Annotated in this window: 21 protein-coding genes; 10 read left to right on the top strand and 11 right to left on the bottom strand. The window is 62.2% G+C overall.

Annotated elements, in window-relative coordinates; translation table 11 throughout:
- Positions 1-242: 242 nt before the first annotated feature.
- Positions 243-1,751 (top strand): IMP dehydrogenase, encoded by a 1,509-nt coding sequence (guaB, locus tag ACRQHG_RS04300; RefSeq protein WP_026428247.1) that lies wholly within the window; start codon positions 243-245, stop codon positions 1,749-1,751.
- 221 nt (positions 1,752-1,972) lie between these two features.
- On the opposite strand, the gene ACRQHG_RS04295 is transcribed toward guaB, so the two are convergent.
- Positions 1,973-2,659 carry an exonuclease domain-containing protein gene (locus ACRQHG_RS04295; protein WP_087071180.1) on the bottom strand — a complete coding sequence of 229 codons (687 nt, stop codon included), beginning with the start codon at positions 2,657-2,659 and terminating at the stop codon, positions 1,973-1,975.
- 126 nt (positions 2,660-2,785) lie between these two features.
- Here ACRQHG_RS04295 and ACRQHG_RS04290 point away from each other — a divergent pair, with 126 nt between their 5' ends.
- Complete coding sequence (locus ACRQHG_RS04290) at positions 2,786-3,082, top strand: hypothetical protein (RefSeq protein ID WP_087070560.1); 297 nt, start codon at positions 2,786-2,788, stop codon at positions 3,080-3,082.
- Between the two features lie 470 nt (positions 3,083-3,552).
- Here the strand turns inward: ACRQHG_RS04290 and ACRQHG_RS04285 are convergent, their stop codons facing one another.
- Together ACRQHG_RS04285 and ACRQHG_RS04280 are read right to left on the bottom strand one after the other, a co-directional pair.
- On the bottom strand, positions 3,553-4,215 hold the full coding sequence (locus ACRQHG_RS04285) for a hypothetical protein (RefSeq protein ID WP_143231863.1): 663 nt from the start codon (positions 4,213-4,215) through the stop codon (positions 3,553-3,555).
- Between the two features lie 94 nt (positions 4,216-4,309).
- On the bottom strand, positions 4,310-5,059 hold the full coding sequence (locus ACRQHG_RS04280; protein WP_159455009.1) for an ABC transporter ATP-binding protein: 750 nt from the start codon (positions 5,057-5,059) through the stop codon (positions 4,310-4,312).
- Between the two features lie 141 nt (positions 5,060-5,200).
- Here ACRQHG_RS04280 and ACRQHG_RS04275 point away from each other — a divergent pair, with 141 nt between their 5' ends.
- From ACRQHG_RS04275 to ACRQHG_RS04260, 4 genes are all read left to right on the top strand, one after another.
- Positions 5,201-6,076, top strand: coding sequence for a sensor histidine kinase (locus ACRQHG_RS04275; RefSeq protein WP_159455010.1), 876 nt, complete (start codon positions 5,201-5,203; stop codon positions 6,074-6,076).
- A gap of 36 nt (positions 6,077-6,112) precedes the next feature.
- Positions 6,113-6,769, top strand: a complete 657-nt coding sequence (locus ACRQHG_RS04270) for a response regulator (protein ID WP_087070564.1) — start codon at positions 6,113-6,115, stop codon at positions 6,767-6,769.
- 123 nt (positions 6,770-6,892) lie between these two features.
- Positions 6,893-8,146 carry a lipid II:glycine glycyltransferase FemX gene (locus tag ACRQHG_RS04265; protein WP_087070565.1) on the top strand — a complete coding sequence of 418 codons (1,254 nt, stop codon included), beginning with the start codon at positions 6,893-6,895 and terminating at the stop codon, positions 8,144-8,146.
- A gap of 147 nt (positions 8,147-8,293) precedes the next feature.
- Positions 8,294-9,409, top strand: a complete 1,116-nt coding sequence (locus ACRQHG_RS04260) for a GuaB3 family IMP dehydrogenase-related protein (RefSeq protein WP_087070566.1) — start codon at positions 8,294-8,296, stop codon at positions 9,407-9,409.
- Positions 9,410-9,470: 61 nt separating this feature from the next.
- Here the strand turns inward: ACRQHG_RS04260 and ACRQHG_RS04255 are convergent, their stop codons facing one another.
- From ACRQHG_RS04255 to ACRQHG_RS04230, 6 genes are all read right to left on the bottom strand, one after another.
- Positions 9,471-9,902, bottom strand: a complete 432-nt coding sequence (locus ACRQHG_RS04255; protein ID WP_087070567.1) for a GNAT family N-acetyltransferase — start codon at positions 9,900-9,902, stop codon at positions 9,471-9,473.
- Complete coding sequence (locus tag ACRQHG_RS04250) at positions 9,899-12,094, bottom strand: NAD(+) synthase (protein ID WP_087070568.1); 2,196 nt, start codon at positions 12,092-12,094, stop codon at positions 9,899-9,901. The genes ACRQHG_RS04255 and ACRQHG_RS04250 overlap by 4 nt, the downstream gene beginning before the upstream one ends.
- A gap of 4 nt (positions 12,095-12,098) precedes the next feature.
- Entirely contained in the window at positions 12,099-13,238 is a 1,140-nt protein-coding gene (gene ald / locus ACRQHG_RS04245) for an alanine dehydrogenase (RefSeq protein WP_087070569.1), read from the bottom strand.
- A gap of 101 nt (positions 13,239-13,339) precedes the next feature.
- Entirely contained in the window at positions 13,340-14,245 is a 906-nt protein-coding gene (locus ACRQHG_RS04240; protein ID WP_087070570.1) for a hypothetical protein, read from the bottom strand.
- Complete coding sequence (locus ACRQHG_RS04235) at positions 14,238-15,119, bottom strand: ATP-binding cassette domain-containing protein (RefSeq protein WP_087070571.1); 882 nt, start codon at positions 15,117-15,119, stop codon at positions 14,238-14,240. Before ACRQHG_RS04235 ends, ACRQHG_RS04240 begins: the two co-directional genes overlap by 8 nt.
- The gene (locus ACRQHG_RS04230; RefSeq protein ID WP_026428239.1) at positions 15,116-15,484 is read right to left on the bottom strand and encodes a GntR family transcriptional regulator; all 369 of its coding nucleotides are present in this window, start codon (positions 15,482-15,484) and stop codon (positions 15,116-15,118) included. Before ACRQHG_RS04230 ends, ACRQHG_RS04235 begins: the two co-directional genes overlap by 4 nt.
- A gap of 141 nt (positions 15,485-15,625) precedes the next feature.
- Between ACRQHG_RS04230 and ACRQHG_RS04225 the strand changes: the two genes are divergently transcribed.
- Genes ACRQHG_RS04225 through ACRQHG_RS04210 form a run of 4 tightly spaced genes read left to right on the top strand, consistent with a single transcriptional unit; the run spans position 15,626 to position 20,797 of the window.
- Positions 15,626-16,645, top strand: coding sequence for a Gfo/Idh/MocA family protein (locus ACRQHG_RS04225; RefSeq protein WP_087070573.1), 1,020 nt, complete (start codon positions 15,626-15,628; stop codon positions 16,643-16,645).
- Positions 16,646-16,648: 3 nt separating this feature from the next.
- Complete coding sequence (locus tag ACRQHG_RS04220) at positions 16,649-18,349, top strand: sodium:solute symporter family protein (RefSeq protein ID WP_087070574.1); 1,701 nt, start codon at positions 16,649-16,651, stop codon at positions 18,347-18,349.
- Positions 18,350-18,910 (top strand): hypothetical protein, encoded by a 561-nt coding sequence (locus tag ACRQHG_RS04215; RefSeq protein WP_435710929.1) that lies wholly within the window; start codon positions 18,350-18,352, stop codon positions 18,908-18,910.
- A gap of 39 nt (positions 18,911-18,949) precedes the next feature.
- Positions 18,950-20,797, top strand: coding sequence for an FAD-binding protein (locus tag ACRQHG_RS04210; protein ID WP_435710928.1), 1,848 nt, complete (start codon positions 18,950-18,952; stop codon positions 20,795-20,797).
- Positions 20,798-20,969: 172 nt separating this feature from the next.
- Here ACRQHG_RS04210 and ACRQHG_RS04205 read toward each other — a convergent pair whose 3' ends face one another.
- Together ACRQHG_RS04205 and pta are read right to left on the bottom strand one after the other, a co-directional pair.
- Positions 20,970-22,145: an acetate/propionate family kinase gene (locus ACRQHG_RS04205; protein WP_026428236.1), complete on the bottom strand. Its 1,176-nt coding sequence runs from the start codon at positions 22,143-22,145 to the stop codon at positions 20,970-20,972.
- A gap of 130 nt (positions 22,146-22,275) precedes the next feature.
- Entirely contained in the window at positions 22,276-23,904 is a 1,629-nt protein-coding gene (gene pta, locus ACRQHG_RS04200; RefSeq protein WP_435710927.1) for a phosphate acetyltransferase, read from the bottom strand.
- Between the last annotated feature and the right edge of the window lie 31 nt (positions 23,905-23,935).

Here is a 23,935-nt window from a genome sequence, read left to right as displayed (position 1 = left end):
GCGCAGCGCCGCTGAGCAATATTTGCCGGTAGTGCTGTGCATCGCTAGCCCGCATGCTGCCGTGCTCATGAGTGAGCCGTGCGGCGTGCGGGCTAGTTGCACACGGGTGACTTGCTAGTCACGGGCCTGTGAGCTGGGCTTATGTATATGTGCCTGCCGGTTGGGTATGCGCGCGCGAGCTGTGTCGATTTTCGCGTGCCGGCCACATTGGAGTTATCAGCTTGGCGCGATAACATGGGAAAATGGATTTCGTGAACGATTTTGCTCCTCTTGCTCTAACCTATGACGATGTGTTGCTTGTTCCGCAACCAACTGATGTTATTCCTTCCGAAGTCGATACCTCTTCCCACCTGACCCGCAATATTGTGCTGAAAACCCCCATGGCTTCCGCGGCTATGGATACGGTCACGGAGCGCGATATGGCTGTTGCGATGGCACGCCAGGGCGGTATTGGGATTATTCACCGCAATCTCTCCCCGGAAGATCAGGCCCAGCAGGTTCGCGAGGTCAAACGTTCCGAATCCGGCATGATCACCGACCCGGTGACCGTAGCCCCGAATGCCACGATCGCCCAGCTTGATGCCCTGTGCGGGCAGTATCGGGTCTCTGGCCTTCCCGTTGTGGATGAGCAGAAGCACCTGCTCGGCATTATTACCAACCGTGATTTGCGTTTCGTTCCGGAAGATGAGTACGCCACCACCCGGGTCGAGGATGTGATGACCCGCATGCCGCTGGTGACCGCACCCACGGGTGTGTCCCGCGCGGATGCCCGGGCGCTCCTCAAGAGCCACCGGATTGAAAAGCTTCCCCTTATTGATGAGGATGGGCGCCTCACCGGCCTTATCACCGTCAAAGATTTCGTCAAAACCCAGCAGTACCCCAATGCTTCCAAGGATTCCCAGGGCCGCCTTCTCGTGGGCGCGGGCGTTGGGTACTTGACCGACTCCTGGGAGCGGGCCGGGATGCTTGCCGATGCCGGCGTGGACGTGCTTGTGATTGATTCCGCGAACGGGGAAGCGAAGCTCGCCCTCGATATGATTCGTCGCCTGCGTGCCGATTCCGGTTTTGACGGCGTGGAGATTATCGGTGGCAATATCGCCACCCGCTCCGGCGCCCAGGCACTCATCGACGCCGGGGTGGACGCGGTCAAGGTCGGGGTGGGCCCCGGGTCCATCTGCACCACCCGCGTGGTGGCCGGCGTGGGCGTACCGCAGGTGACCGCGATTGTGGATGCGGCGCGCGCTTGCAAGCCGGCCGGTATCCCGCTGATTGCGGACGGCGGCCTGCACTGGTCCGGTGATATCGGCAAGGCCATCGTGGCCGGTGCTGATACCGTGATGCTCGGTTCGCTTCTTGCTGGCTGCGTGGAAACCCCCGGCGAAGTCATTTTCGTGAACGGCAAGCAGTACAAGCACTTCCGCGGCATGGGCTCCCTGGGTGCGATGAGCTCGCGTGGCAAGAAGTCCTACTCCAAGGACCGCTACTTCCAGGCCGACGTCACCTCCGATGCGAAGCTCATTCCGGAAGGCATCGAAGGCCAGATTCCCTTCCGCGGCCCGCTGGCCTCCGTGCTCTACGAACTGGTGGGCGGCCTGGGCCAGACCATGTTCTACTCGGGTGCCTCCACCATTGCCGAGCTCAAGGAAAAGGGCCGCATGGTCCGCATGACCGGCGCCGGCCTCAAGGAATCGCATCCCCACGACGTGGAAATGACCGTGGAAGCCCCGAATTACTCCGGGCTCAAGTCCTAAATATTCCTACTCATAATCTCCTTTAGCTCGCTGCCACGCGTGGCAGCGCTGGGGTGGTAACGAGGGCCGGGAACGTAAGAGCGCGTTCCCGGCCTTTCGCTATGTACCGCAAAGTACGACGCCGCAGCCCGGCTCCCGCGTGGCTGGGTTTATGCGCATACTGGATGATGCGTTGTCCGCTTGGGTTCGCCCAGCCGGACCAGCAACGTAACTAGCGAGTACTAGTTGCGCGGGACGGGCCAGCCTTCCTTGGGGCCATCCGAGCGGCCTACTTTGCGCAAAAACTCTTGGAATTCGCGTTCGGCCGCGATCTGAATATCCACGATTTCCCGCAGTTCCTTTTCCCGCAGCTGGGGGAATCTCTCCAACATGGCCCCGAGTACCCGCAGCGTGGCCACCACATCAGCTTCCGCATTGTGGAAAGAATCATCCTGGAAAACCCCGTAATGCATAACGAGGTTTTCCAAGCGCCGCTTCCCCTTGCGGTAGCGATCCACCCCGCGATCCAGCAGATAGGGATCAATAACCGGGAAAATCTCACCGCCCAAGCGCTGGTTGAGGGTGGGCAGCCCGTGGCGGGCCAGCTCACTTTCGAGCAGGGTGAAATCATAGGAGGCATTAAAAGCCACCACCGGCTGGCCGGCCGCTAGTTGCGCCCCCAAAATATCCGCGATCTCACCGAGGACTTCCGCGATGGGCTGGCCCTCCGCGCGGGCTTGCTCCGTGGTAATGCCATGCACCTGGCTGGCTGCTTCCGGAATATCCACCCCGGGATCCGCCAGCCAATACCGCCGCGAGGTTCCCTCACTATCCACCCGCACGAGCGAGCAGGTGACGAGGCGATCGCGCCGGGGATCCACCCCGGTTGTTTCTGTATCAAAGCCGATAAGCGGCAGCGTGGTCCACACGGTTCCCATCCTTTCCGCGGCCCGCGCCGCGCTTCTGTGCTGGTGCTTCGTAGTCTAATCCGCCCCTACGACACGAAAACGTACCGGTTCCTATCTGCGGCTACGTCCGCGGCGTAAGGGTATCCAATGTTTCAACGCGGCGACACCGATGAGCAGCAAGCTGGAGAAGAGCAGTACGAGAAGCCCGATTCCGGGTGGAAGCATATTCCCGGAATCGTCACCCCTGAGGATACTGATACCGGCAATTCCGGGAAGGTACTTTCCTACCTCGGGAAGAAGGGTTTGGACAAGCGGAGCGATAATCGCCACAATCGTGAGCAGAACGGCCACGCTGGAATATCGGGATCGGAAAATAAGGCAGATACTCACGCAGAATATGCACAGGGTGGCAAGATACACGAGTACCGCGCCTACCGAAGGTAGCGAGGCTAACAACAGCTCGCGATACTCTGTGGCACTTAGAGTTGAGGCATCTATACCGCGCGGTGCCAGAAATCTATACATCACCACGGCGCCAATGGCCTGACCCGATCCCCACAAACACACAGTCACGCCACTGCATATGGCTCGGGCGAGCAGGGTCAGTGGTGTGGCGGGGAGAACCAAGGTAGTGATATCGCGGTAACGCGGTTGATCATCGAAATTTAGCAACACGCACGGTAGGACAGCCGCAATGGGCTGCGCAAAAACAATGCTGACCGCGATGGCGGTAGATAAACCTGCACAACCAGCGGGAAGTTCGCCGGCGCGGGGGAGTAGTTGCAGTGCGGTCATCATGTTCCCGGCAACTACACACAGCCCGAGAACGACACCGATTCGTACCTGTGAAGCCACCTGAATGAGCGCACCGCGCAGGTGCCAGATCGCCCTATCGTGGGCACGCAAAGAGCTAATCATGCCGCGGCCTTACGGCGTTCGGACCAGAAAAATCCGAGTGCAATGACAATCATCCACGCGAGCAGAACGAAGATATTTGTGCTCCAATGAGCGGCTACATCCGCAGCAAGTTCTGGTGACATAGCCGAATTGGCGAGCATATCACCCTGCAAAATAAGGCCGTAAGCAGCCAGGTCCGGACTCCAACGGGCGAGGGGCGTTACCCGAGATAAAAGGAACGACAGTGGAACAACTGACTGATTGAGCAGGAGGAAGAGAAGAGGGATCGTCCCGGATTGGAATACTGAGGCGAGGAAGGAGGCTAACCAGCACAGTACATTCCAGTAGATGAGGAGGCCACATAAAGCTTGTACATTGAAGCTGCTCCACTGGAAGGCACCCACGCCAAAGCCGACAAGCAGGGCAAGGCTGAGGTAGATGACGACAAAGAAGAAACCTACCAGTAGATGAGCAGCCGCCCAGGCGAAACGACGTGGCACCGCTACCGCGATGAGAGTTCGGGTGGAAGCGTGGTGGGGCTCCAGGGGAACCAAGTTTTCGGAGATGGATCCCACCCCGGAAATAATGGGGGCAAGGGAGAGCATAAGGAGCGCCTGCGAGAATAGAGAATAATCGGCGTGCCAGAGTTTCCCGTCGCTGTACTGTACGAATAAGAACAATGCCGCAGGCAGGAAACATGCCAACAATGCGATTCGGACAGATCGTGAGGTCCACCAGAGTACCCATTGTGCGCGCACTAACCGCGAAAATGACCTAAGCATCTGTGTCTCCTTCGTGCTTCGCGGCTCCGGTAGCCTTTTCGGTTGTATTCGGGTGGGACGGCCATCGGCCGGATGCCAGGTTGCCGTGAGCCAACGTGGCTGCGCCGTCGTACACCACGCTGCCCTGTTCCAGGACCACCAGACGATCACAGGTATCGGCAAGGAAATCCAACAGATGACTGGAGAGCACAACCGTTTTTCCCTCACGCCGCCACATTGCAATCAGCTGCGCCAGTAACTCGATTCCTTGCGGGTCAAGACCATTGGAAGGTTCGTCTAGTAGCAGCACAGGAGGGTCGCCGAGAAGCGCGGCCGCTAAACCGAGACGCTGATTCATGCCCAGAGAGAGCTTTCCGGCTTTTCGAGTGGCCACGCGATCCAAACCAACCGTATGCAGTACCTCGTCAATGCGCTGGCTCGCGAAGTGATGGGTCGCTGCGATCCATGCCAGATGCTGGCGCACAGTACGCGAGCGAGTTGCCCCCGAACCACCCAGGAGGGTTCCCACGTAGCGAAGCGGGTAGTCCAGTTGTCGGTAGGGATGCCCAAAGATGAGAGCTTGTCCATGGGTGGGTGGTTCCAGGCCAACTAAGAGGCGTATGAGTGTGGATTTTCCGCAACCGTTATGGCCAGCTAAACCCACGATCTGGCCGGGAGGGAAACTCAGCGTTAGATTATGGAGCGCACTTTGACCACGATAAATTTTGGATAAATCCTTGGTTTCTATGGGAAGTGTTGTCATGCTTCTATGCTGGCGACTCATCATGCGGAGCACATCGGCCTCGTGTTCGATACTCGCGGCCCTAGCTCAGCCTGGGTTCCGAGGGAAAAATCAGCCCGCGGGCCGATGGAATGGGAGCGCTGCACGGGTAGCATATGCGCTATGTGCGCTACCACCTCTCCATCGCGTCCCGCGTCCATTCGCGTGACCGCCGGTCACACGGCGCAGAAGAAGGAAAACCGCTGGGGAGTGCTGGGCAGGGCGGTGCTACCGCTGCTTGTTCTGGGACTTATGGTTTTTGTGGCAGTTCCGGAAAAATACGAAATCTGGTGGCGCCTAGCGATATTTGCGCTCTGCGGGGCGCTGCTGGGGTGGTGGTATTGGCAGTGGCTTGTGCAAAGAAGACGCAATAGTGAGTTACAAGCACAGGCGGAAACTGAAAAAATCCTATCGGGAGATCGCTTAGCTCTCGCCGCGGAGTTGCACGATATAGTTTCCGACGGCTTGGGATTACAGCATTTGCGACTCACCCGGGCTCTCGAAGAAGTGACTGATCCGGTAGCACTGGCAGCGTTGAGTGATATTCGGGACTCTAATAAGCAAACTATCGCTCAGATGCGTACCGTTCTTGACCGATTGCAGGGCCGTGATATTAGTCCTCCCGGGATGCCGGATCTAGAACAAATTTTTGCGGCAGCGCAACGGCACGGTATGGAACTCAGGGGCACTGCCGAAGTGCTCGCAACTATCCAAAGGCTGAATCCGCAGCTGCGTAAGCTCTTCATCGCAACTTGCCGGGAAGGATTAGCGAATACCGCCCGCCATGCCGGACCCACCACCGTCACCTTCCAGATTGAAGAAAAAGGCAAGGGCGTGAGCCTCGAACTAGTAGATCAGGGGCCGGCACCGGATTGGCAGCCCATCATCGGCTCCGGGATTGGCTTGGATCACCTTCGGCAACGCGCCGCCGAATGCGGCTATGTCGTGGGCGCCGGGCCAGTGGGCGCCGGGTGGAAACTATGCATGTACCCCGAGTGAGAACGGTAATACCCGGTATGTATGAGGAGGTAGCACATGATGATTCGGATTGCGATTGCAGATGATCAGGGACTACTTCGGGAAAGCCTCGCGGTTCTCCTCGAGCAGCAGGAGGACTTTCGCGTGGTGGGCAGCGCCGGAGACGGCGTGGAAGCCTGCCGTATGGTGCGTGAGACGGATATTGACGTTCTGCTGCTGGATATTCGCATGCCTCTCATGGACGGACTGGACGTACTCAAGGAGCTGAAACGGAATGGCTTCCCTGGGCGCATTGTCATGCTGACCATGTATCAGGATGACCTGTATCTGCGAAAGGCCTTGAGCCTGGGCGCTGACGGGTACCTTCTCAAAGATAGCGAATCCGAGACGATTATCTCGACAATCCGCCAGGTATCGGTGGGAAACAGAGTGCTCGACCGCCAGGTCCTAGACCACGTAGTACAGTGTTACCTCCACGAAAGGGGCCGGTCGCCTGGTGAGGTACCTGAATTACAGAATTTGACCGCACGGGAACTAGAAGTCTTGACCCTCATCGGTAGCGGTTTAACTAACCTAGAAATTCGGGGGCAACTCTATATTTCGGAAGGTACTCTCAAAAGCCACATCAACGCAATACTGCGCAAGACGGGCGCTCGCGACCGCTCGGCGGCCATCGTCCTGGCCTTCCGAGCCGGATTGGTGACATTTAGCTAAGACGGATTATTCGCACCGAACTGAGGAAGCTTTCCGCCCCCATTTCCAGGGCTGTTTCAGCTTAAGTTACTCTAATAGGCAGGTGGCGAATCAGCTCTGAGCTGCCCGGCAGGAAGGAACACAATGCAGTTCGCGGTGTTATCCGAGAATGAGTACAACGACTACATGACCACGCAACGGTGTTTCATTTCCCAAACGGTGAGCTACGGGCGGGTGCGTGCGGCCGAAGGATACCGGGTGGAATACGTGGGCGTGCGTAACAATGCCGGAAATATTTGCGGGGCCGGCCTCGTTATGTATCAACCCTGGAAGAAGATCTTCACACGGGCTTCCCTCGCCTACGGGCCCACCTTGGATTGGAGCCGCAGCGAGGTTGTTTCCGCTTTCTTCAGCGGGCTCAACCGGCATTTCGCTTCCCAGCCGCGCTTGCTCACCGCCCGGATTAACCCGATTCTGGCACGGCGCTGGTACACGGATATTACGCCGCTCAAGGACAATCCGGTGGCCGGCGCGGTCTCCCAAGCTCTGGAACGCGATGGTTGGCGCCACCTTCCTTATGAATTCGGGGAGCGCTCCGATATTCAACTGCGCTGGATTTACACCAAGACGATCTCCGGGATGAACTTCGAAGAAGCCAAAGCAACTCTCGCCAAGGGGCTGCGTCGTCGTTTCAATAACGAAAACCGCTACGGGGTGCAGACCCGTTTCCTCGGGCCGGAAGATTTCGATGTATTCGCGCAGCTCTACGCGAGTACCCGCGACCGTACCGACGGCATGCCTGCTCTCTCGGCTTCCGCGGTGCGTTTCTACCGCGATCTCATGGCGGACATGGGTCCCGAACGCGCGCTGCTCGCGGTGGCCTATGTGTCTCCGCGCCGCTACCTCGATCAGATCGCGATTGAGCGCGCGGAAGTACACGAGCGGATCGAGGTGCTGCGCGGGCGTAAAGAAACGAAAGCGCGGGAGCGCGAACTTGAGCAGGCCGCCCAGCGCCTGGAAGTGCTCGACGGCCAGGAAGAAATGGCACGCGAAACCCTGACCGAGCGCGGCGACGCGGAGATTCCCTTCAACGCGGCGCTCGGATTCCGGGTCGGTTCCGAACTGATTTTGCTGCTCGGTGGGATGGATAAAACGCTATCCGCCTACGCGCGGGATTATCCGGTTGAGCGCGCCATGTTCAAATACGCCTGCGATGAGAGCCTGGATACCTACAATACGTTCGGCATTTCCGGGGACTTTTCCGAGGACGCGGCCGATGCCAATATTCTCGCTTTCAAGCGCTGGCTCAACGGGCAGGTGGAAGAATTTGTGGGCACCTATGAAAAGACGTTCGCGCCGCGTTTCCTCGCCCGCGCGCTGGGTGCGGAAACGCGGTAAGCGCGTGATGTGGTGGAGCGTGACGCGGTAGGACCTTGACACGGGAGCAGCGCAGAACGGTTGCGGCCCCGCGCTTCGCTGCCTTAGCCGCGCGGATGTGCGCCGCGGCCCGGTCGCGCGCCTTTCTTTGCCGGTAAAGTGGAGAACGTGAGCGAAATCGAGATTGGGCGCGGCAAACGCGCGCGGATAGCTTATACCTTTGACGACGTCGCCATCGTGCCCACCCGGCGCACCCGGGACGTTCGCGAAGTCTCCACTGCCTGGCAGCTGGATGCCTACCACCTCGATATTCCGGTGCTCAGCGCCCCCATGGATTCGGTGGCTTCCCCGGATATGATGATCCGCCTGGGGCGGGCCGGGGGATTGGGCGTGGCGGACCTTGAGGGCTTGTGGACTCGCTACGAGGATCCCACCCCGCTGTACGAAGAAATTGCCGCGCTGCCGCCCGAATCCGCTACCGCGCGCCTCCAGCAGATCTACGCCGAGCGCCCCATCGATACCGGCCTGGTGCGCTACCGGGTAGCGCAACTGCGGGCCGCCGGGATCACCGTGGCCGGGGCCTGTTCGCCGGGCCACGCCAAAGAAATTGTGCCGCCGGCCGCCGATGCCGGCCTGGACCTCCTGGTCATCCGCGGCACCACGGTGAGCGCCGAGCATGTGTCCACCACCCGCGAACCGCTCAACCTGCGCGGCCTTATTTACGATCTTGATATTCCGGTGCTGGTGGGCGGCGCGGTCACGTACCAGAGCGCGCTGCACCTCATGCGTACCGGCGCGGCCGGGGTGCTGGCCGGTTACGGGGGAGGGGCCGCTTCTGCGACGTTACGTACCGTGGGGATTGCTGCCCCGATGGCGACGACGATAGCCGATATCGCTGCCGCCCGCCGGGACTACCTCGATGAATCGGGCGGGCGCTACGTTCATGTGATCGCGGACGGCTCGGTGGGCAGCTCCGGGGATCTCATTAAAGCCCTGGCCTGCGGGGCGGACGGCGTGATGCTCGGAACCATTCTGGCGCGGGCCAGCGAAGCACCCGGGCGCGGCTGGCACTGGGGACCGGAAGCCCGCCACCCGCGCCTCCCGCGCGGGGAACGCGTTTATGTGGGCACCGCCGGCACGCTGGAAGAAATTCTGGTCGGGCCCACCTCGAGCGCCCGCGGGCATACCAATATCATGGGGGCGCTGCGCCACGCCATGGCCGCTAACGGCTACTCCGATTGCAAGGAATTCCAGCGCGCCCAGCTGGTGGTCACCCCGCGCTAGGCGCGCTTCTCGCAGCGATGGCGCTACTCACCACGCGGCCGCGCGCTCCTGTGCTCCGCCTTTACTGCGCGTGATACCGATACACGTTGGTATCACGCGCTTCGAAACCGCAGCGCCGGTAGAGCCGGTTGGCGGCTTCCCGGCTGGGCCGCGAAGTCAAATCCACCGATTTCACGCCGAGCTGGGCAGCGTGCGCCAGGGCAGCTTCCACGAGCTGCTGGCCGGCGCCGTGGCCGCGGGCGGCGTCGTCGACCACTACGTCCTCAATCCAGGCCCGCGTTCCGGTGGGAATCTGGAAAGTAACGAGGGTGAGCATCCCGAGGATCGGGGCACCTTCCTCCACCCGGTACACCAATTGGTACACCCCGGGCTGGGCGAGCAATTCCTCCGCAGCAGCGCGCGAAAGCGGCGCGCTGCTTGAGGAGAGCTGGGGGATGAGGCGCTGGCAGGCAGCCAGGAAATCCTCGGTCACATTTTCTTGCAGGGAAATCATGCGTCCTCCGTGGGAGTGCTGGGGATATTCTCCAGATCGGCCAGCCACACCCGGCTGGTGGCATCGGAAGGCATGCGCCAATCCCCGCGCGGGGAAAGCGAGCCACCCGAAAGAATCTTCGGGCCGTTGGGGAGAGTGGAACGTTTAAATTGCTGGGAGAAGAAACGGCGGTAGAACAGCTCCATCCACGTCTTGATCTCCGCCAGGCTATAGGCGTGGCGGGCATCCCCCTCAATACCTTCCGGCCAGAAGCCGCGGGAAGCATCCCCCCAGGCTTCCCGAGCCAGGAAAGCAATTTTCGAGGGCAGGAAGCCGTAGCGCAAAGCGAAATAAAGGGTGAAATCCTGGAGTTCGTAGGGGCCGATTTTCTCCTGGGTGGATTGCAGCGCCCCGCCGGCATCCGCGGGAACCAGCTCCGGGGAAATCTCCGTATTGAGAATATCGATAAGAGATTGCGCCGCCGCGCCGGCTAGGAAGTCCTGGCGAGCCATCCACCGCAGCACGTGCTGCATAAAGGTTTTCGGCATCCCGGCATTCACGTTGTAGTGACTCATATGGTCACCCACCCCGAAGGTGCACCACCCGAGGGCGAGCTCGGAAAGATCCCCGGTGCCCAGCACGATACCGCCGTGGAAACCGGCCAACCGGAACAGATAATCCGTGCGCAGCCCGGCCTGCACATTCTCAAAAGTGAGGTCATAGACCGGCTCGCCAGCCGCGAAGGGATGGCCCATATCGGCCAGCATCTGCCGGGCCGCCGGGCGAATATCAATCTCCTCCAGCGGCACCCCCAGGGCTTCGCATAGCGCATAGGCGTTGTTCTTGGTGTGCTGGGAGGTGGCGAAACCGGGCAGGGTATAGGCGAGGATATCCGTGCGCGGGCGCTCCAGAAGATCCATGGCCCGGCAGGCCACCAGCAGCGCGTGCGTGGAATCCAGCCCGCCAGACACCCCGATAATCACCTTGGCGGAGCCGGTGGCCCGCAACCGAGTAATGAGCGCGTACACCTGGATGGAGAAAGCTTCGAAGCAATCGCGATCCGGATTGCGTTCGCTGCCGCCCATGAAGGGGAAACGCACCACTTCGCGGTGCAGGCGCTGCTCCGCGGCGTCAAGCGCGCTCATATCCGGGATGCCGGCGGTGAAGTTAATAGTGCGGAAGGAATCCGTGCCCGGGTTGGAATACTCATCGCGCTCGGTGCCCTGGGTGAGCGCATTGTCATTAAAAGAGCCGTTGCGCTGGCGTTCTTGGCGGATACGATCCAGGTCGATATCACCCAGGGTGGCGCTGTGGCCGGCCGAAAAACGCTGCCCGGCCGCGATTTTCTCCCCGCATTCGTAGATGACGGTTTGGCCATCCCAGGCCAGATCCGTGGAGGATTCCCATTCGCCATTCGCCGCGTAGATATAGGCGGCCGCGCAGCGCGCCGAAGCCCCGCGGATCAGCAGATCGCGGTCATCTTCACGCCCTACCGTGACCGGGGAGCCGGATAGATTGACGAGCACCTGCGCCCCGGCCAGGGCCGCGCGCGCCGAGGGCGGGATCGGCACCCACATGTCCTCACAGATCTCCACGTGGAAATCAAAACCGGGAATATCACTGGCGGAGAAAATCAGATCCGGCCCGAAGGGAACAGTATTCCGCCCCAGGGTATAGGCCCAGGCTTCCTCAGTGTGGGCGAATTCGGCCCGCTGCTCTTCGCTAAGCCCGGTGCTCCAGGCTGCATCCGTACGCACCCCGGGCAGTTCAATATCCGCATTGCGCAGTCCCGCCCCGGAAGCGAAATGGCGCTTTTCGTAAAACTCCCGGTAGTTGGGGATATAGGACTTGGGAACCACGCCCAGCACATTCCCGTGGTGGAGCACAACCGCGCAATTATAGAGGCGGTTGCGCCAGTGCAGCGGCGCCCCCACAATGAGGGCCGCGTCGAATTCCGCGCTGGCCGCCCGCACGGTTTCCAGGGCTTCCAGGGTGGCACGCAGCAGTGCATCCTGGAGGAACAGATCCTCCGCGGAATACCCGGTGAGGCTCAGCTCCGGGAACACGGCCAGCACCGCACCTCGCGCGCTCACCGCCCGGGCGGCCGCAATAATGGCCTGGGCGTTGCGCTGCGGATCGGCCACCACCACTTCCGGGGAGCAGGCGGCCACGCGCACGTAACCGTGACTGTAAATCGAGGAGAAATCGCTCATGGGTCTAGTCTGCCATTGCCTTCGACACGCAGGAATCGTCAAACTCAGATTCGGGCAGTCCCAGCGCCCCGCTCAGCGAATCAAAAACCCCGCGGTGGGTGATTTTCCCGCCGCTAATATTCACGCCGCTAGCGAAACCCGGATCCGCGCTGGCGGCCGCGCGCCACCCCTGGGCGGCCAGGCGCACCACATAGGGGAGTGTCGCCGTCGTCAAAGCTTCCGTGGAGGTGCGCGGAACCGCACCGGGCATATTAGCCACGCAATAGAAAATCTTGCCGTCCACGGTGAACGTGGGCTCATCGTGGGTGGTGGGATGGGAATCCTCGAAGCATCCGCCCTGGTCAATAGCAATATCAACGAGCACGCTGCCCGGGCGCATACCCTCCACCATCGCGGAGGTCACCAGCTTGGGGGTGGAGGAACCCGGCACCAGCACCGTGCCGATCACCAAATCGGCATCCGTCACCTGCTCCTCGATGGTCTGCGCGGTGGAGGCGAGGGTGGTGAGCATCCCGGCGTGGCGCATTTCCAGCTGGGCGAGCCGCTCGATATTAATATCCAGAATCGTCACGTTCGCGCCCATACCGGCGGCCATCACCGCGGCGGATTCCCCGGCGATACCCGCGCCGATCACGGTCACCTTGCCTTTGCGGGTTCCGGCCACTCCGCCGATGAGAATCCCGGCCCCGCCCTGCGCGTCGAGGAGGTAATGCGAACCCACAATGGGGGCGAGTTTCCCGGCCACCCGGCTCATAGGCGCGAGCAGCGGCAGCGCTTTCCGTTCCCGCACGGTTTCGTAGGCGATGGCGGTGGTGCCGGCATCCAGGAGCGCGCGGGCCAGTTTCGGCTGGGAAGCCAGGTGCAAATAGGTGAAAAGCACCAGGTCCTCGCGTAAATACCCGTATTCTTCGGCTTCGGGTTCCTTGACTTTGAGAACCGCGTCGGCGCCCCACACCTCGGCCGCGTCCGGGCAGATACGGGCCCCGGCGGCGGCGTAGGCGGCGTCGGCGCATCCGGAGGCTGCCCCGGCCCCGGCCTGCACCAGGACGGTATGCCCGGCCGCGGCCAGTTCGCGCGCACCGGCCGGGGTGAGCGCGACCCGGTATTCGTTATTCTTCAATTCTGTGGGAACGCCAATAATCATGTGCTTAGTCTACGGCGCGCGTGCGCGCTGCTCCTAGGTAGTACGACGACGGCGCTGCGGGCCGCGCCACCGCGCGCCCCGCAGCACGGTCCCGCTCCCAGTTAGAGCCGCAGTAGATGCAAGCGGCCGGTGGAACGCCGCGCCAGCGCCCAGGCGATCACCGCGCAGGTGCCGAAGATGAGGGAGAAGGCGAGGAGCCCGATGAAGCCCTGATTGGCGGTAAGGAAATCCGTGAAGCCGGTCGAGTCACTCACCCGCCCCACCCAATGCGCGAAATCGGTGCCGGTGCGGGCGGCCCAGGCGTAGAAGCTTTCCCAATGGGGAATCCAGAGCCGGTAGATGAATCCGGCCAGCCCGGTGATACCAACAAGGTAGCCCACCAGGGAGAGCCCGGCGAAGAAAGCGATAACCACCGCGACAGCCAGTACCACCGTGCTCAGCGACCAGCGCAGCAAGAAGGTGGTCACCAGCACCGCCCCGAAGAACACGGCCATACAGCAGAGCCAGGTAGGTAGGAACATGAACCACACACTGCCCGATCGCATAGCGGTACCTTCAGGGGAAAACGCGGCATCCAGAGCCCAGGAACCATCCGGGCGGCGCACAATGGTGAGCACCACGAGGATAATCACGGCGGTAACCGCCAGGTATTCGGCGCTCATCCGCGCGGCGCTGCGCGTCAGGTTGCTAAAGAATTGCCGCCGCGTGCTCCCCGCTTGCAGATGCGCCCGCATGGAGAGGGTGCATATCACCCCACCGAAGATCAGGCTCCCGCTGAGCACAAACCATGCCAGCGCAACCCAGTTGAGAACGGGGTTGTCGATGCCTCCGATGGGTAGATGCGTCTCGGTATTGGTGAAGGGGAGCCACAGTGTTGCCACGACCAGGAAACATCCCGCAATCAACCAGAAGCTGCGATAAAAATAGGAGAAAGGTCCGCGCCGCCCAATCGCGCGGCGCGCCGCCAGGTAGATAAGAGCGTTCGCGCGGCGATACAGCTTAATCATGATCGACTCCAATCTGGGTGCGGGTGGATGCTTCCGCGGTGGCTTCCTGGGTGCCTTCCCCGGCAGCCGCCGCGGGGGCCAGCAGGCTTCCGGCCCGGGGCGCCTGCGCGCCCAGCGGCTGTGCCAGGCGGGCGCGCTGGGCGGGGGAGAGCGTCGTCGTAACTAAAACATCGGTGAGGGAAGCGAGGCTATCCGTGGAGTGGCGCGCGCGAACCTCATCGGCGTCCCCGGCCTCGAGCAGTTTCCCGCGGTGCAGGAACACCACGGTATCCACCAGGTTCTCCACCTCCTCGAGCAGGTGGGAGGAGAGGATGATGGTGCGGGGGTGCTCGGCGAAATCACTGAGCAAAACCCGGTAGAACAGTTCGCGCATCACCGCGTCCATCCCCAGGTGGACCTCATCGAAAATGGTGATGGGGCAGCGGGATGCCAGGCCCAGAATCGCGGAAAATGTGGAGCGCTGGCCTACGGATAGCCCGTCAATCACGCGGGTGGGATCCAGCTCGAAAAGCTCGAATAGCTCCCGGGCGAAATCCTCATCCCAGGTGGGGCGGGCCATGCGCCACAGATCCATCGTCATGGCGAGCGGGGAACCGGAAATCACCTCCACGCGGGCCGGAATATAGGCCACCCCCGGCATGACCTCCGGGTTTTCATCCACCGGATGCCCGTCAATAAAAATGCTTCCCGCGGCGCGCCCACGGGTGCGCCGAATCGGGAGGAGCCCGGCGATGAGCATCCCGAGCGTGGATTTGCCCGAGCCGTTGCGGCCGAAAAGGCCGGTGATGGTGTCGTGGCCGATCTCCACGCTGAGATCATCGAGGGCGCGAGCCCCGCGCCGGTAGCTGAAACTCAGGTTCTCGATGCTAATCATTGGTTCTCCTCCCAATAGGTCGAGACGAGTGCGGATATTTCCGCGGGGCTGAGCCCTAGTGCCCGGCCCGCGGCGAGCGCCGGGGCGAGGGTGTCACTCAGGTAGGTGGCGCGCCCGCGCTCGCGCAGGGCTGCCTGGGCGCCCGCGGTCACGAACATGCCGATCCCGCGGCGCTTTTCCAGGATTCCTTCCTCCACGAGGAGGGAAAAAGCCTTGTTCGCGGTGGCGGGATTAATGCGGTAGGTGGCGGCGTATTCGGTGGTAGACATGACCTTTTCTCCGGGCCCGAGTTCGCCGGAGAGAATACGACGACGCAGATCTTCGGCCAGCTGCACATAGATTGGCACCGCTGAACTGAACTCCATCACGCCCTCCCTCCTTGGTTAGTTACATAACTAATGAACCACAGAACCGACTCTGCTGCAAGTGCTATGAGGTATGACTCACATCTCGCACGCCTCGGGGGAATTGATCTAGGCTAATGACACGTTTGGAAGGAATCCCTGTTGAAAATTGGTTTACTGGGAGCGGGCCGCGCCGGGTTGATGCACGCGCGCATTCTCGCCCACCGTGTTGATGAACTTGTTATTGCCGAACCGAAACCTGAGCGCAGTGCCGCCGTCGTTTCCGAACTGGAAGGTGAGGCTGCAACTCGCGCCCGCATCAGTGAAGCCAGCGTGGAGGCTACCCTCACGGATGTCACCCTGGACGCCCTGGTCCTCACCAGCCCCACGGATGTGCATGCCGAACAGCTGCTGCGCGGCATGGAGCTGGGCATTCCTATGTTCACCGAGAAGCCGGTATCCACCTCGCTGGCCTCGACCCTGAAAGTGCGCGAAGCCGCCCGCGCGCGCGGAGCCCGCATCCAAGTCGGCTTCCAGCGCCGCTTCGATACCGCCTACACCCGGGCCCGCGCGGCGGTGCGCGAAAAAAGCCTGGGCGAGCTGCGCCGCCTGAGCATGGGAACCATGGATCAGGCCCCGGCCGCCCGCGAATTCCTGGCGGCCTCGGGCGGAATTTACATCGACTGCCTCATCCACGATTTCGATATGCTGCGCTGGGTCACCGGGCGCGAAGTCACCGAGGTCATGGCGTTCGGCACCGATCTGGGCCTGGCCGATTTCCGTGACTTCGGCGATGTGTGCGAAACCGCGGCGGTGCTGCGCCTGGAAGGCGATGTGCTCGCCACCGCGCAATCCTCGCGTTTCAACGGCCACGGCTACGACGTGCGCATGGAGCTGCACGGCACCGAGCAGACCCTCGCGGTCGGCTTCGATAGCAAACTCCCCGTGCGCTCCCTCGAGGATGGGGTGTCCTATCCGGAGGAGTCCGCCTGGGTGGATTTCATCGCCCGTTTCGCCGCCTGCTACGAACGCGAAATCGAGGCGTTTTTGGAGGTGGTTGCGGGCCGCGGGGAGATTCCTGCCACGGTGGACGATGCCGTCGCCTCCCTGCGCATCGCGGAAGCCGTGCGGTTATCGCAACGCGAGCACCGCGTGGTATCCCTGGCCGAAATTGAGGGCTAAAACATGGATTTGCGGCTCGACGCGAGCGCTTTCGACTACAGCTTCGTGGTGCTCTACCTGGTGCTGGTCCTCGTCATCGGCGTGGTCACCCGGCGCAAAGTCACTACCTCGGAGGATTTTTTCCTCTCCGGGCGTTCGCTGCCGGCGTGGATCTGCGCGCTGGCTTTCCTCTCCGCGAATATCGGGGCGGTAGAACTCATCGGGATGGCGGCCTCCGGCTCCCAATACGGCCTGCCCACGGTGCATTACTACTGGATCGGCGCGGTGCCGGCCATGATCTTCCTCGGGCTCATTATGATGCCCTTCTATTACGGCTCGCGGGTCCGTTCGGTTCCCGAATACCTGCGTTTGCGTTTCGACCGGCCCACCCACCTCTACCAATCGGTGATTTTCTCGGTGGCGACCATCCTGGTGGCCGGCATCAATCTTTTCGCCCTCGCCCTCCTCATTAATGTGCTTATCGGGGTGCCGCTGTGGGCTTCGATTATTATCGCGGCCGGCGTGGTGCTGGTCTACACGGTGATGGGCGGGCTCACCGCCACCATGTACAACGAGGTGCTGCAATTCCTGCTCATCGTTGCGGTGCTCACCCCGCTGACCATCGCCGGGCTGGCGCGGGTGGGCGGACCGGCCGGGCTGGTCAACGCCCTCAACGAAACCCAGGTGCTCGGCCCGAACGGCCTGGATGTGTGGGGCGGAACCGGACTCGGGAACACCACGAACCCGTACGGGAATTGGATCGCGCTGCTGCTGGGGATGGGCTTCGTGAATTCCTTCGGGTATTGGACCACAAATTTCACCGAGGTGCAGCGCGCGCTGTCCGCCAAAGATATGCGTTCCGCGCGCCTGACTCCGATCCTCGCGGCGATCCCGAAAATGTTCTTGCCGCTCATTATTATCGTGCCCGGGCTGATTGCCGCGGTTCTCATCCCGCAGCTGCACACCGGCGAGATCACGCATAACGAAGCCTTCCCGGCGCTTATGGGGGAGGTGCTCCCGCACGGGCTGCTGGGCATGGCGCTGGCCGGGCTGATCGCGGCCTTTATGGCTGGAATGGCGGCGAATGTTTCTTCTTTCAATACCGTGGTCACCTACGATATTTGGGAAACGTACGTGCGCCCGGGCCGCAAGGACACCTACTACATTAAAATCGGGCGCCGCCTGACGATTATCGGGGTGCTTATCGCCATCGGGGCGGCCTTTATCGCGGCGGAATTCTCCAATATTCAGGACTACACCCAGATGTTGCAGTCCATTTTCAACGCCCCGCTTTTCGCCACCTTCATTATGGGAATGTTCTGGGCGCGCATGAGCCCGCAGGCCGGGCTGTGGGGCCTGGTGGCCGGCGCGGCCGGAGCCGGGTTTATCCAGCTGGGCTACGCGAACGGGCTGCTGGACTTCAATTCTTCCCAGGCGGCTTCCTTCACGGCTTCCGGTGTCGCTTTTATTGCCGATTTCATCGTGTCGGTGCTCGTCACGAAGGTCACGCGCCCCAAGCCCATCGAGGAACTCGACGGCTTGGTGTGGGGGCGCGTCAAGATGGATATTAAGGGCGCCCAGCCGGCCCCGAAACTGCACGAAGCCCGGGTGGCCGAAGCCCGCGAACGCGCCCTCACCGGCGAAAAACTGCACTGGTGGGAAGAACCGGTGCCGCTGGGCATCGCGGTGCTCGCGGTGTGCACGGTCCTCAATGTGGTGCTGTAAATGAAGGGATACGAATCTATGAACGACGACGCAGCTCGGCGGAGCGCCGCGCCAGCTTCGGCGCCCGTGCAATCGGGCCACGCGGGTGCAGCGGGCGGCGAGTCCGCTTCGGCGCCGGCGCCGCACCTCCCCGAGGCGCGCCTCGGGCGGCTCTCGCTTTTCGACCTGCGCACCTGGATCGCCATCATGTTCGGGGTTTTCGGAACGATGCTGGCCGGCTACGGGCTCTTCTTCGTGACCGAGGAGGACCTGGCCAAAGCCGCGGGCATCAACCTCAACCTGTGGACCGGCCTGGCCATGATGATCGTGGCGCTCTTCTTTGCCGGCCGCAGCGCCGCCGCCCCGCAGGTGCTCTCCGAAGCGCTCGGCTCGCGCCTGCCCGATGAGGATGCGCAGCCCGGGCCCGCGCAGCCGGGGGCAGCGTCGTCGAACCAATCCTTCGTGGAGCCCGCCGCGGGGAGTCTCGACCCCGAGCAGCCCGCCGCGGGGAAGCCGGATCCCGAGCAGCCCGCCGCGGGGAGGCCGGACCCCGAGCAGCCCACCGCGCCGCGAGAGAGCTAAGATTATGTGCAAGCCTAACGCCTACGTCAGGGGACACTTATGACCATTGCGGTTGCCTACAAAATTGCCGGCGATCCACGTTCAGCGCACGTGCTGGATTCCGGTGTGGTGGATTGGAGCGGCGCGCGCCTCTCCATTAGCGACGACGACGCCGTTGCCATGCGGGCAGCGCGGGAACTCGGCGACTCCCTGGGCACCGAGGTTGTGGGAATCACCCTGGGCCCCGACTCCATCGGCACCCCGGCGCTGCGCAAAAACGCGCTGTCCAAAGGCCCGGATCGCCTGCTCGTGGTGAGTGATGATGCCACCACCAGCTGGAATTCCACCGCGGTGGGCGAAGCCCTGGCACGAGTGGTGCAGCGCGACGGCACCATCACCGCGCTTATCACCGGCCCGGGTTCCACCGACGAAGGCTCGAAAATGGTCTCCGGCGTGATCGCCGGGGCACTGGGCTGGCCCTCTTTCCAGGATGTTTCCGCCATTCGCACCGAAGGGGAGGAGCTCCTCCTCACCCAGCACACCGGCGGGCAACGGCGCGAGGTGCGCGTGGCCGGCCCGGTCGTCATCGCGGTCACGTCCGACGCCGCGGCCGTCAAAGTCCCGGCCATGAAAGATATCCTCGACGCCGCCAAGAAACCCGCCCAGCTCCTCACCGCCGCCGACCTCGGCGATATGGAAGGGCGCACCCTCGACCCCATCGCCCGCGCGGTTCCGCCCGTCCAGCGCCGCCTCCACCAAATCCTCGACGGCCCCGGCGCCGTGGCTGAACTCGTTGGGATCTTGGACCGGCGCGGCCTGCTGCCGAACGCCGGTTCCACGGGCATTTCTGGCGACGACGCCGCCCCTCACGCCGCCGGTACTTCGGGCGCGGAAGCTTCCTCCGCCACCGGTTCGGTTCCGGAGCACGCGGTGTGGATTATTAGCTCCGGCGCTACTATTTCGCCTTTCCTCCCGGCCCTGCGCCGCTACGACGCGGTTCATGTGATCGCCCTCGTTCCCGAAGATGAAGCGGGTTCGGGAAGCGCGCAGCTGCCCGCGTTCCCGGACGCCACCAGCGTGCAGGTCATCACACACCCGAGTGATGTGCCGGCCGAAGCCCTGAGCGCGGCGCTCACGAATCTCGTGGATGCCCAGCCCGGGGATATTGTGCTGGTTCCTAATGAGCCGAGCGAACGCGCGCTGGGCGGGGAAATCGCCGGCCGGCGCGGCTGGCCCATCCTCACCGATGTGCGCGAAGTCAGCGCCGAGCACGTGGTCAGCGGGCGTTTCGGGGCTATCTCCCTGGAAACCTACGCGCGCGTGGGAGTGACCTTCGTGGGCGTGATCGGTTCGCTGCCCGGTACGGCGGCTTGTGCTGGAGCTGCCTCGGGCTTTGGTGATGCGGCGGGTGCTGGCAGCACCCCGGTATCTAAGGTCGCGGCCCCGGCCGGCGCGATAGCGCCGGCGCGGATCACGGCAGCCGAATCGGAAGATGTGTCCGAGCGGCGCTTGGCCACCGCCACCCGGGTAGTCGGTGCCGGCCGCGGTTTCGCCGCCAAGGAAGACCTGCGGCTCTTCCACGAACTCGCCGAGGTGCTCGATGCCGCGGAAGGCGCAACCCGCCCGCTGGCCGAAGGGGATGCCTGGCTCCCGCGTGATTCCTACGTGGGGCTCTCGGGCACGGTCATCGCCCCGGATTTGTATATCGCCATCGGTATTTCTGGCCAGCCGCATCACACCGCGGGAGTCACGGATTCCGGAGTCATCGTGGTGATCAATAATGATCCCGAAGCGGAAATGTTCGAATTCTGCGATTACGGAATTGTCGGAGACCTCTACACGGTGCTTCCCGAGCTCATTACCCTCATCCGGAAGCGAGTCGCAGCCCCGGCCCCCGAAAACCTGTAGCGAATTAATGGCCCCGGCTCCGGAATGGGCGCCAACCTCAGCCCCGGATATGGGTGCCAGCCTTGGCTAGCAATCACTCCTCAATTACCACGCAGCCCAATGAGTGGGGGGAGTAACCGGAATGGTTACTCCCCCCACTGCGTCGTCGTACCCGAAAATAACGGGCGCGGGCTTAGACGAGCGTCATAGCCTGCTGGGCGATGGCCAGCTCCTCATTGGTGGGAACCACGAGCACATGCACCGTGGAATCCTCCGTGGAGATCTCCCGCGCGTTCTTCGAGCGTGTGGCATTCTTTTCGGCATCGTACTTGACACCGAAGGGAGCCAGGCGGTCCAGGACTTCCTTGCGGATGATATCGTCATTCTCGCCCACACCGGCGGTGAAGGTCAGGGCATCCAGGCCGCCAAGAATCGCGGTGTAGGAGCCGATGTACTTGACGATGCGATGAACGTAAATATCCACCGCTTCCTTCGCGTTCTCATCACCTTTCTCCACCATCGCGTGCACATCGCGCAGATCGGAAGAGCCGGTCAGCCCGGCCATACCGGACTGGCGGTTGAAGAGCTTATCGATCTCATCAATGGACATCTTCGCCTGGCGAGCCAGATGGAAGACCGCGGCCGGATCAATATCGCCGGTGCGCCCACCCATAACGAGGCCCTCGAGCGGGGTCAGGCCCATGGAGGTCTCCACCGCGCGGCCCGAATCCACCGCGGACACCGAAGCGCCGTTACCGATATGCAGCACGATCTGCTTGAGATCATCACGGCCCAGGATCTTCGCTACCTCGCCAGAAACATACTGGTGCGAAGTACCGTGCGCGCCGTAACGGCGGATCTCATACTTATCGGCAATCTCGCGGTTGAGGCCGTAGCGCGCCGCTTCTTCCGGAAGGCTCTGGAAGAACGCGGTATCGAAAACAGCCACGTGCGGGACATTCGGCAGCAGGCGCTGCGCCACCTTGATGCCCTCCAGGGCCGGCGGGTTGTGCAGCGGGCCGAGCGGCTGGAGCTCTTCGATCTTCTGGCGCACCGCATCGGTAATAAGCGCCGGGCCATCGAAGTACTTACCACCCTGGACCACGCGATGCCCGACGGCGCGAATGGAGCCATCATGCAGGGACGGGCCGGCGGCGTCGAAGAACTCGAGCACCTTCTCCATACCGACTTCGTGGTTGGGAATGGGGCCTTCCCATTCGCGCACGTCCTCGCCGTGTTCGTGCTTGACGTGGCCGGAGGGCAGACCGATCTGCTCCACGAGGCCCGAGGCGAGTTCCTCACCCGATTCGGGGTCCACGACCTTGTACTTGATCGAGGAGGAGCCGGAATTAATTACGAGAACGGACAAAATGATCTCCTTGTGTCTGTGACCGGGTGGAGGCCCACCCCTATAACTTCAGTGTAATGCCGGATACGGGTTGTTCCGGCTCATGCCTGCGGATTCCTGCGAATTGCAGGTTATTTCCGGTTGCTACGGCTTATTCCTGCGCCTGGATCGCGGTAATCGCCACGGTATTGACGATATCCTCCACGAGCGCGCCGCGGGAAAGATCATTCACCGGCTTATTCAGGCCCTGGAGCACCGGGCCCACGGCCACCGCGCCCGAAGAACGCTGCACGGCCTTGTAGCCGATATTGCCGGCATTCAGGTTCGGGAAAACGAAAACCGTGGCGCGGCCGGCCACCGGGGAATCCGGCAGCTTCTTCTTCGCCGCCGCGGCATCCACCGAAGCGTCATACTGGAGCGGGCCGTCAATCAGCACGCCCTCGGGAGCCAGGCTCTTCGCGAGCTCCGTGGCCTCGCGCACCGCATCCACATCCGGGCCCTTCCCGGAGGTGCCCGAAGAGTAGGAAAGCATCGCCACGCGCGGCTCGATACCGAATTGCTGGGCGGTGCGGGCCGAATCAATAGCGATGCCGGCCAGCTCTTCCGGGGTGGGATTGGTATTGACCGCGCAATCGGCGTACACGTAGACGCGATCATCCATGAGCATGAGGAAGGCACCGGAAACCGTCTTCGTGCCGGGCTTCATCTTGATGGTCTGGAAGGAAGGAACAATGGTATTCGCGGTGGTGTGGTTCGCTCCCGAAACCATGCCGTCAGCGTCCCCCATGTAGACCATCATGGTGCCGTAGTAGGAAGGATCCTTCATCTTCTCCACGGCCTGCTCGTACGTCACGCCCTTCTTGGCGCGCAACTCAGCGAACTTCTCCGCGTAGCGGCGCACCCGCTCCGGATCATCAATCGAAATAATCTCCGCACCGGACACATCCACCCCGAGCTCAGCGGCGCGAGCGAGGACCTCGTCCTTGTCCCCAACCAGGGTAATATCCGCGATATCGCGGGCCAGAATCTGGGAGGTGGCCAGCAGAATGCGATCATCTTCGGCTTCCGGCATGACAATGCGCTTCTTTGCCTTGCGGGCCCGGGCCGCCAGGGAAGCCTGGAAGGAGAGCGGGGTAATAACCGAGGATTCCTCTTCCATCGCGGCAATGAGGGTGGCCCGATCCTTATCGGTGAAGGAACGAGCCTCGCCATCGGGCAGGTAAATAGTGGGAATGCCCAGGTCACGCATGGTGGTGGGGACGGTCTCATCAGCGTCAATAACAATGAGGGCGCTCAGGGTGCCGTACCGATCCTTGATTTCCTTCGCGGAAAGCTGGGCAACAACTTCCACCTGCGCGGCGCTGCGCTGCGCTGCCGATACGGCAACGATGCCGGTGGTGCCCAGGTTGGCGATGGTGCGGCCGGTACGCGAAAGCATCCCGGGATTAATGGGATCCCCATCCAGAATGCCCAGGATGAGAACCGCATCGAAATTCTGGGCGTAATCGGTGTAGCGGTTCACCAGCTGAGTCATGGCCTCGTCTTCATCTGCCACGTAAGCCTGCCGGCTCGAACCCCAGGCGATATCGCGATCCTCGCCGCGGCCAACCTGGTCGAGCAGCTGAAGGAAGGCGGAGTCATTTTCGATATTTCCGTTGGTGAACGCCCGGAACACCCCGACGTTCTTGTAAGTAGAGGTGAGTACATCAACGTAGGCGCTGGCCACCGCCTGGGTGCCCGCATTGCCTTCTACCGCGGTGAAATATACGCTGTAGGTCACTTTCTTATCCTTCCGGCCCGTGAGGACCCTT

The sequence above is a fragment of the Actinotignum vesiculae genome (genome assembly GCF_051267215.1).
Classification (GTDB): domain Bacteria; phylum Actinomycetota; class Actinomycetes; order Actinomycetales; family Actinomycetaceae; genus Actinotignum; species Actinotignum schaalii.
Note: the sequence above shows the minus strand (reverse complement) of the source record. Positions and strands in the feature narration are given on the sequence as shown.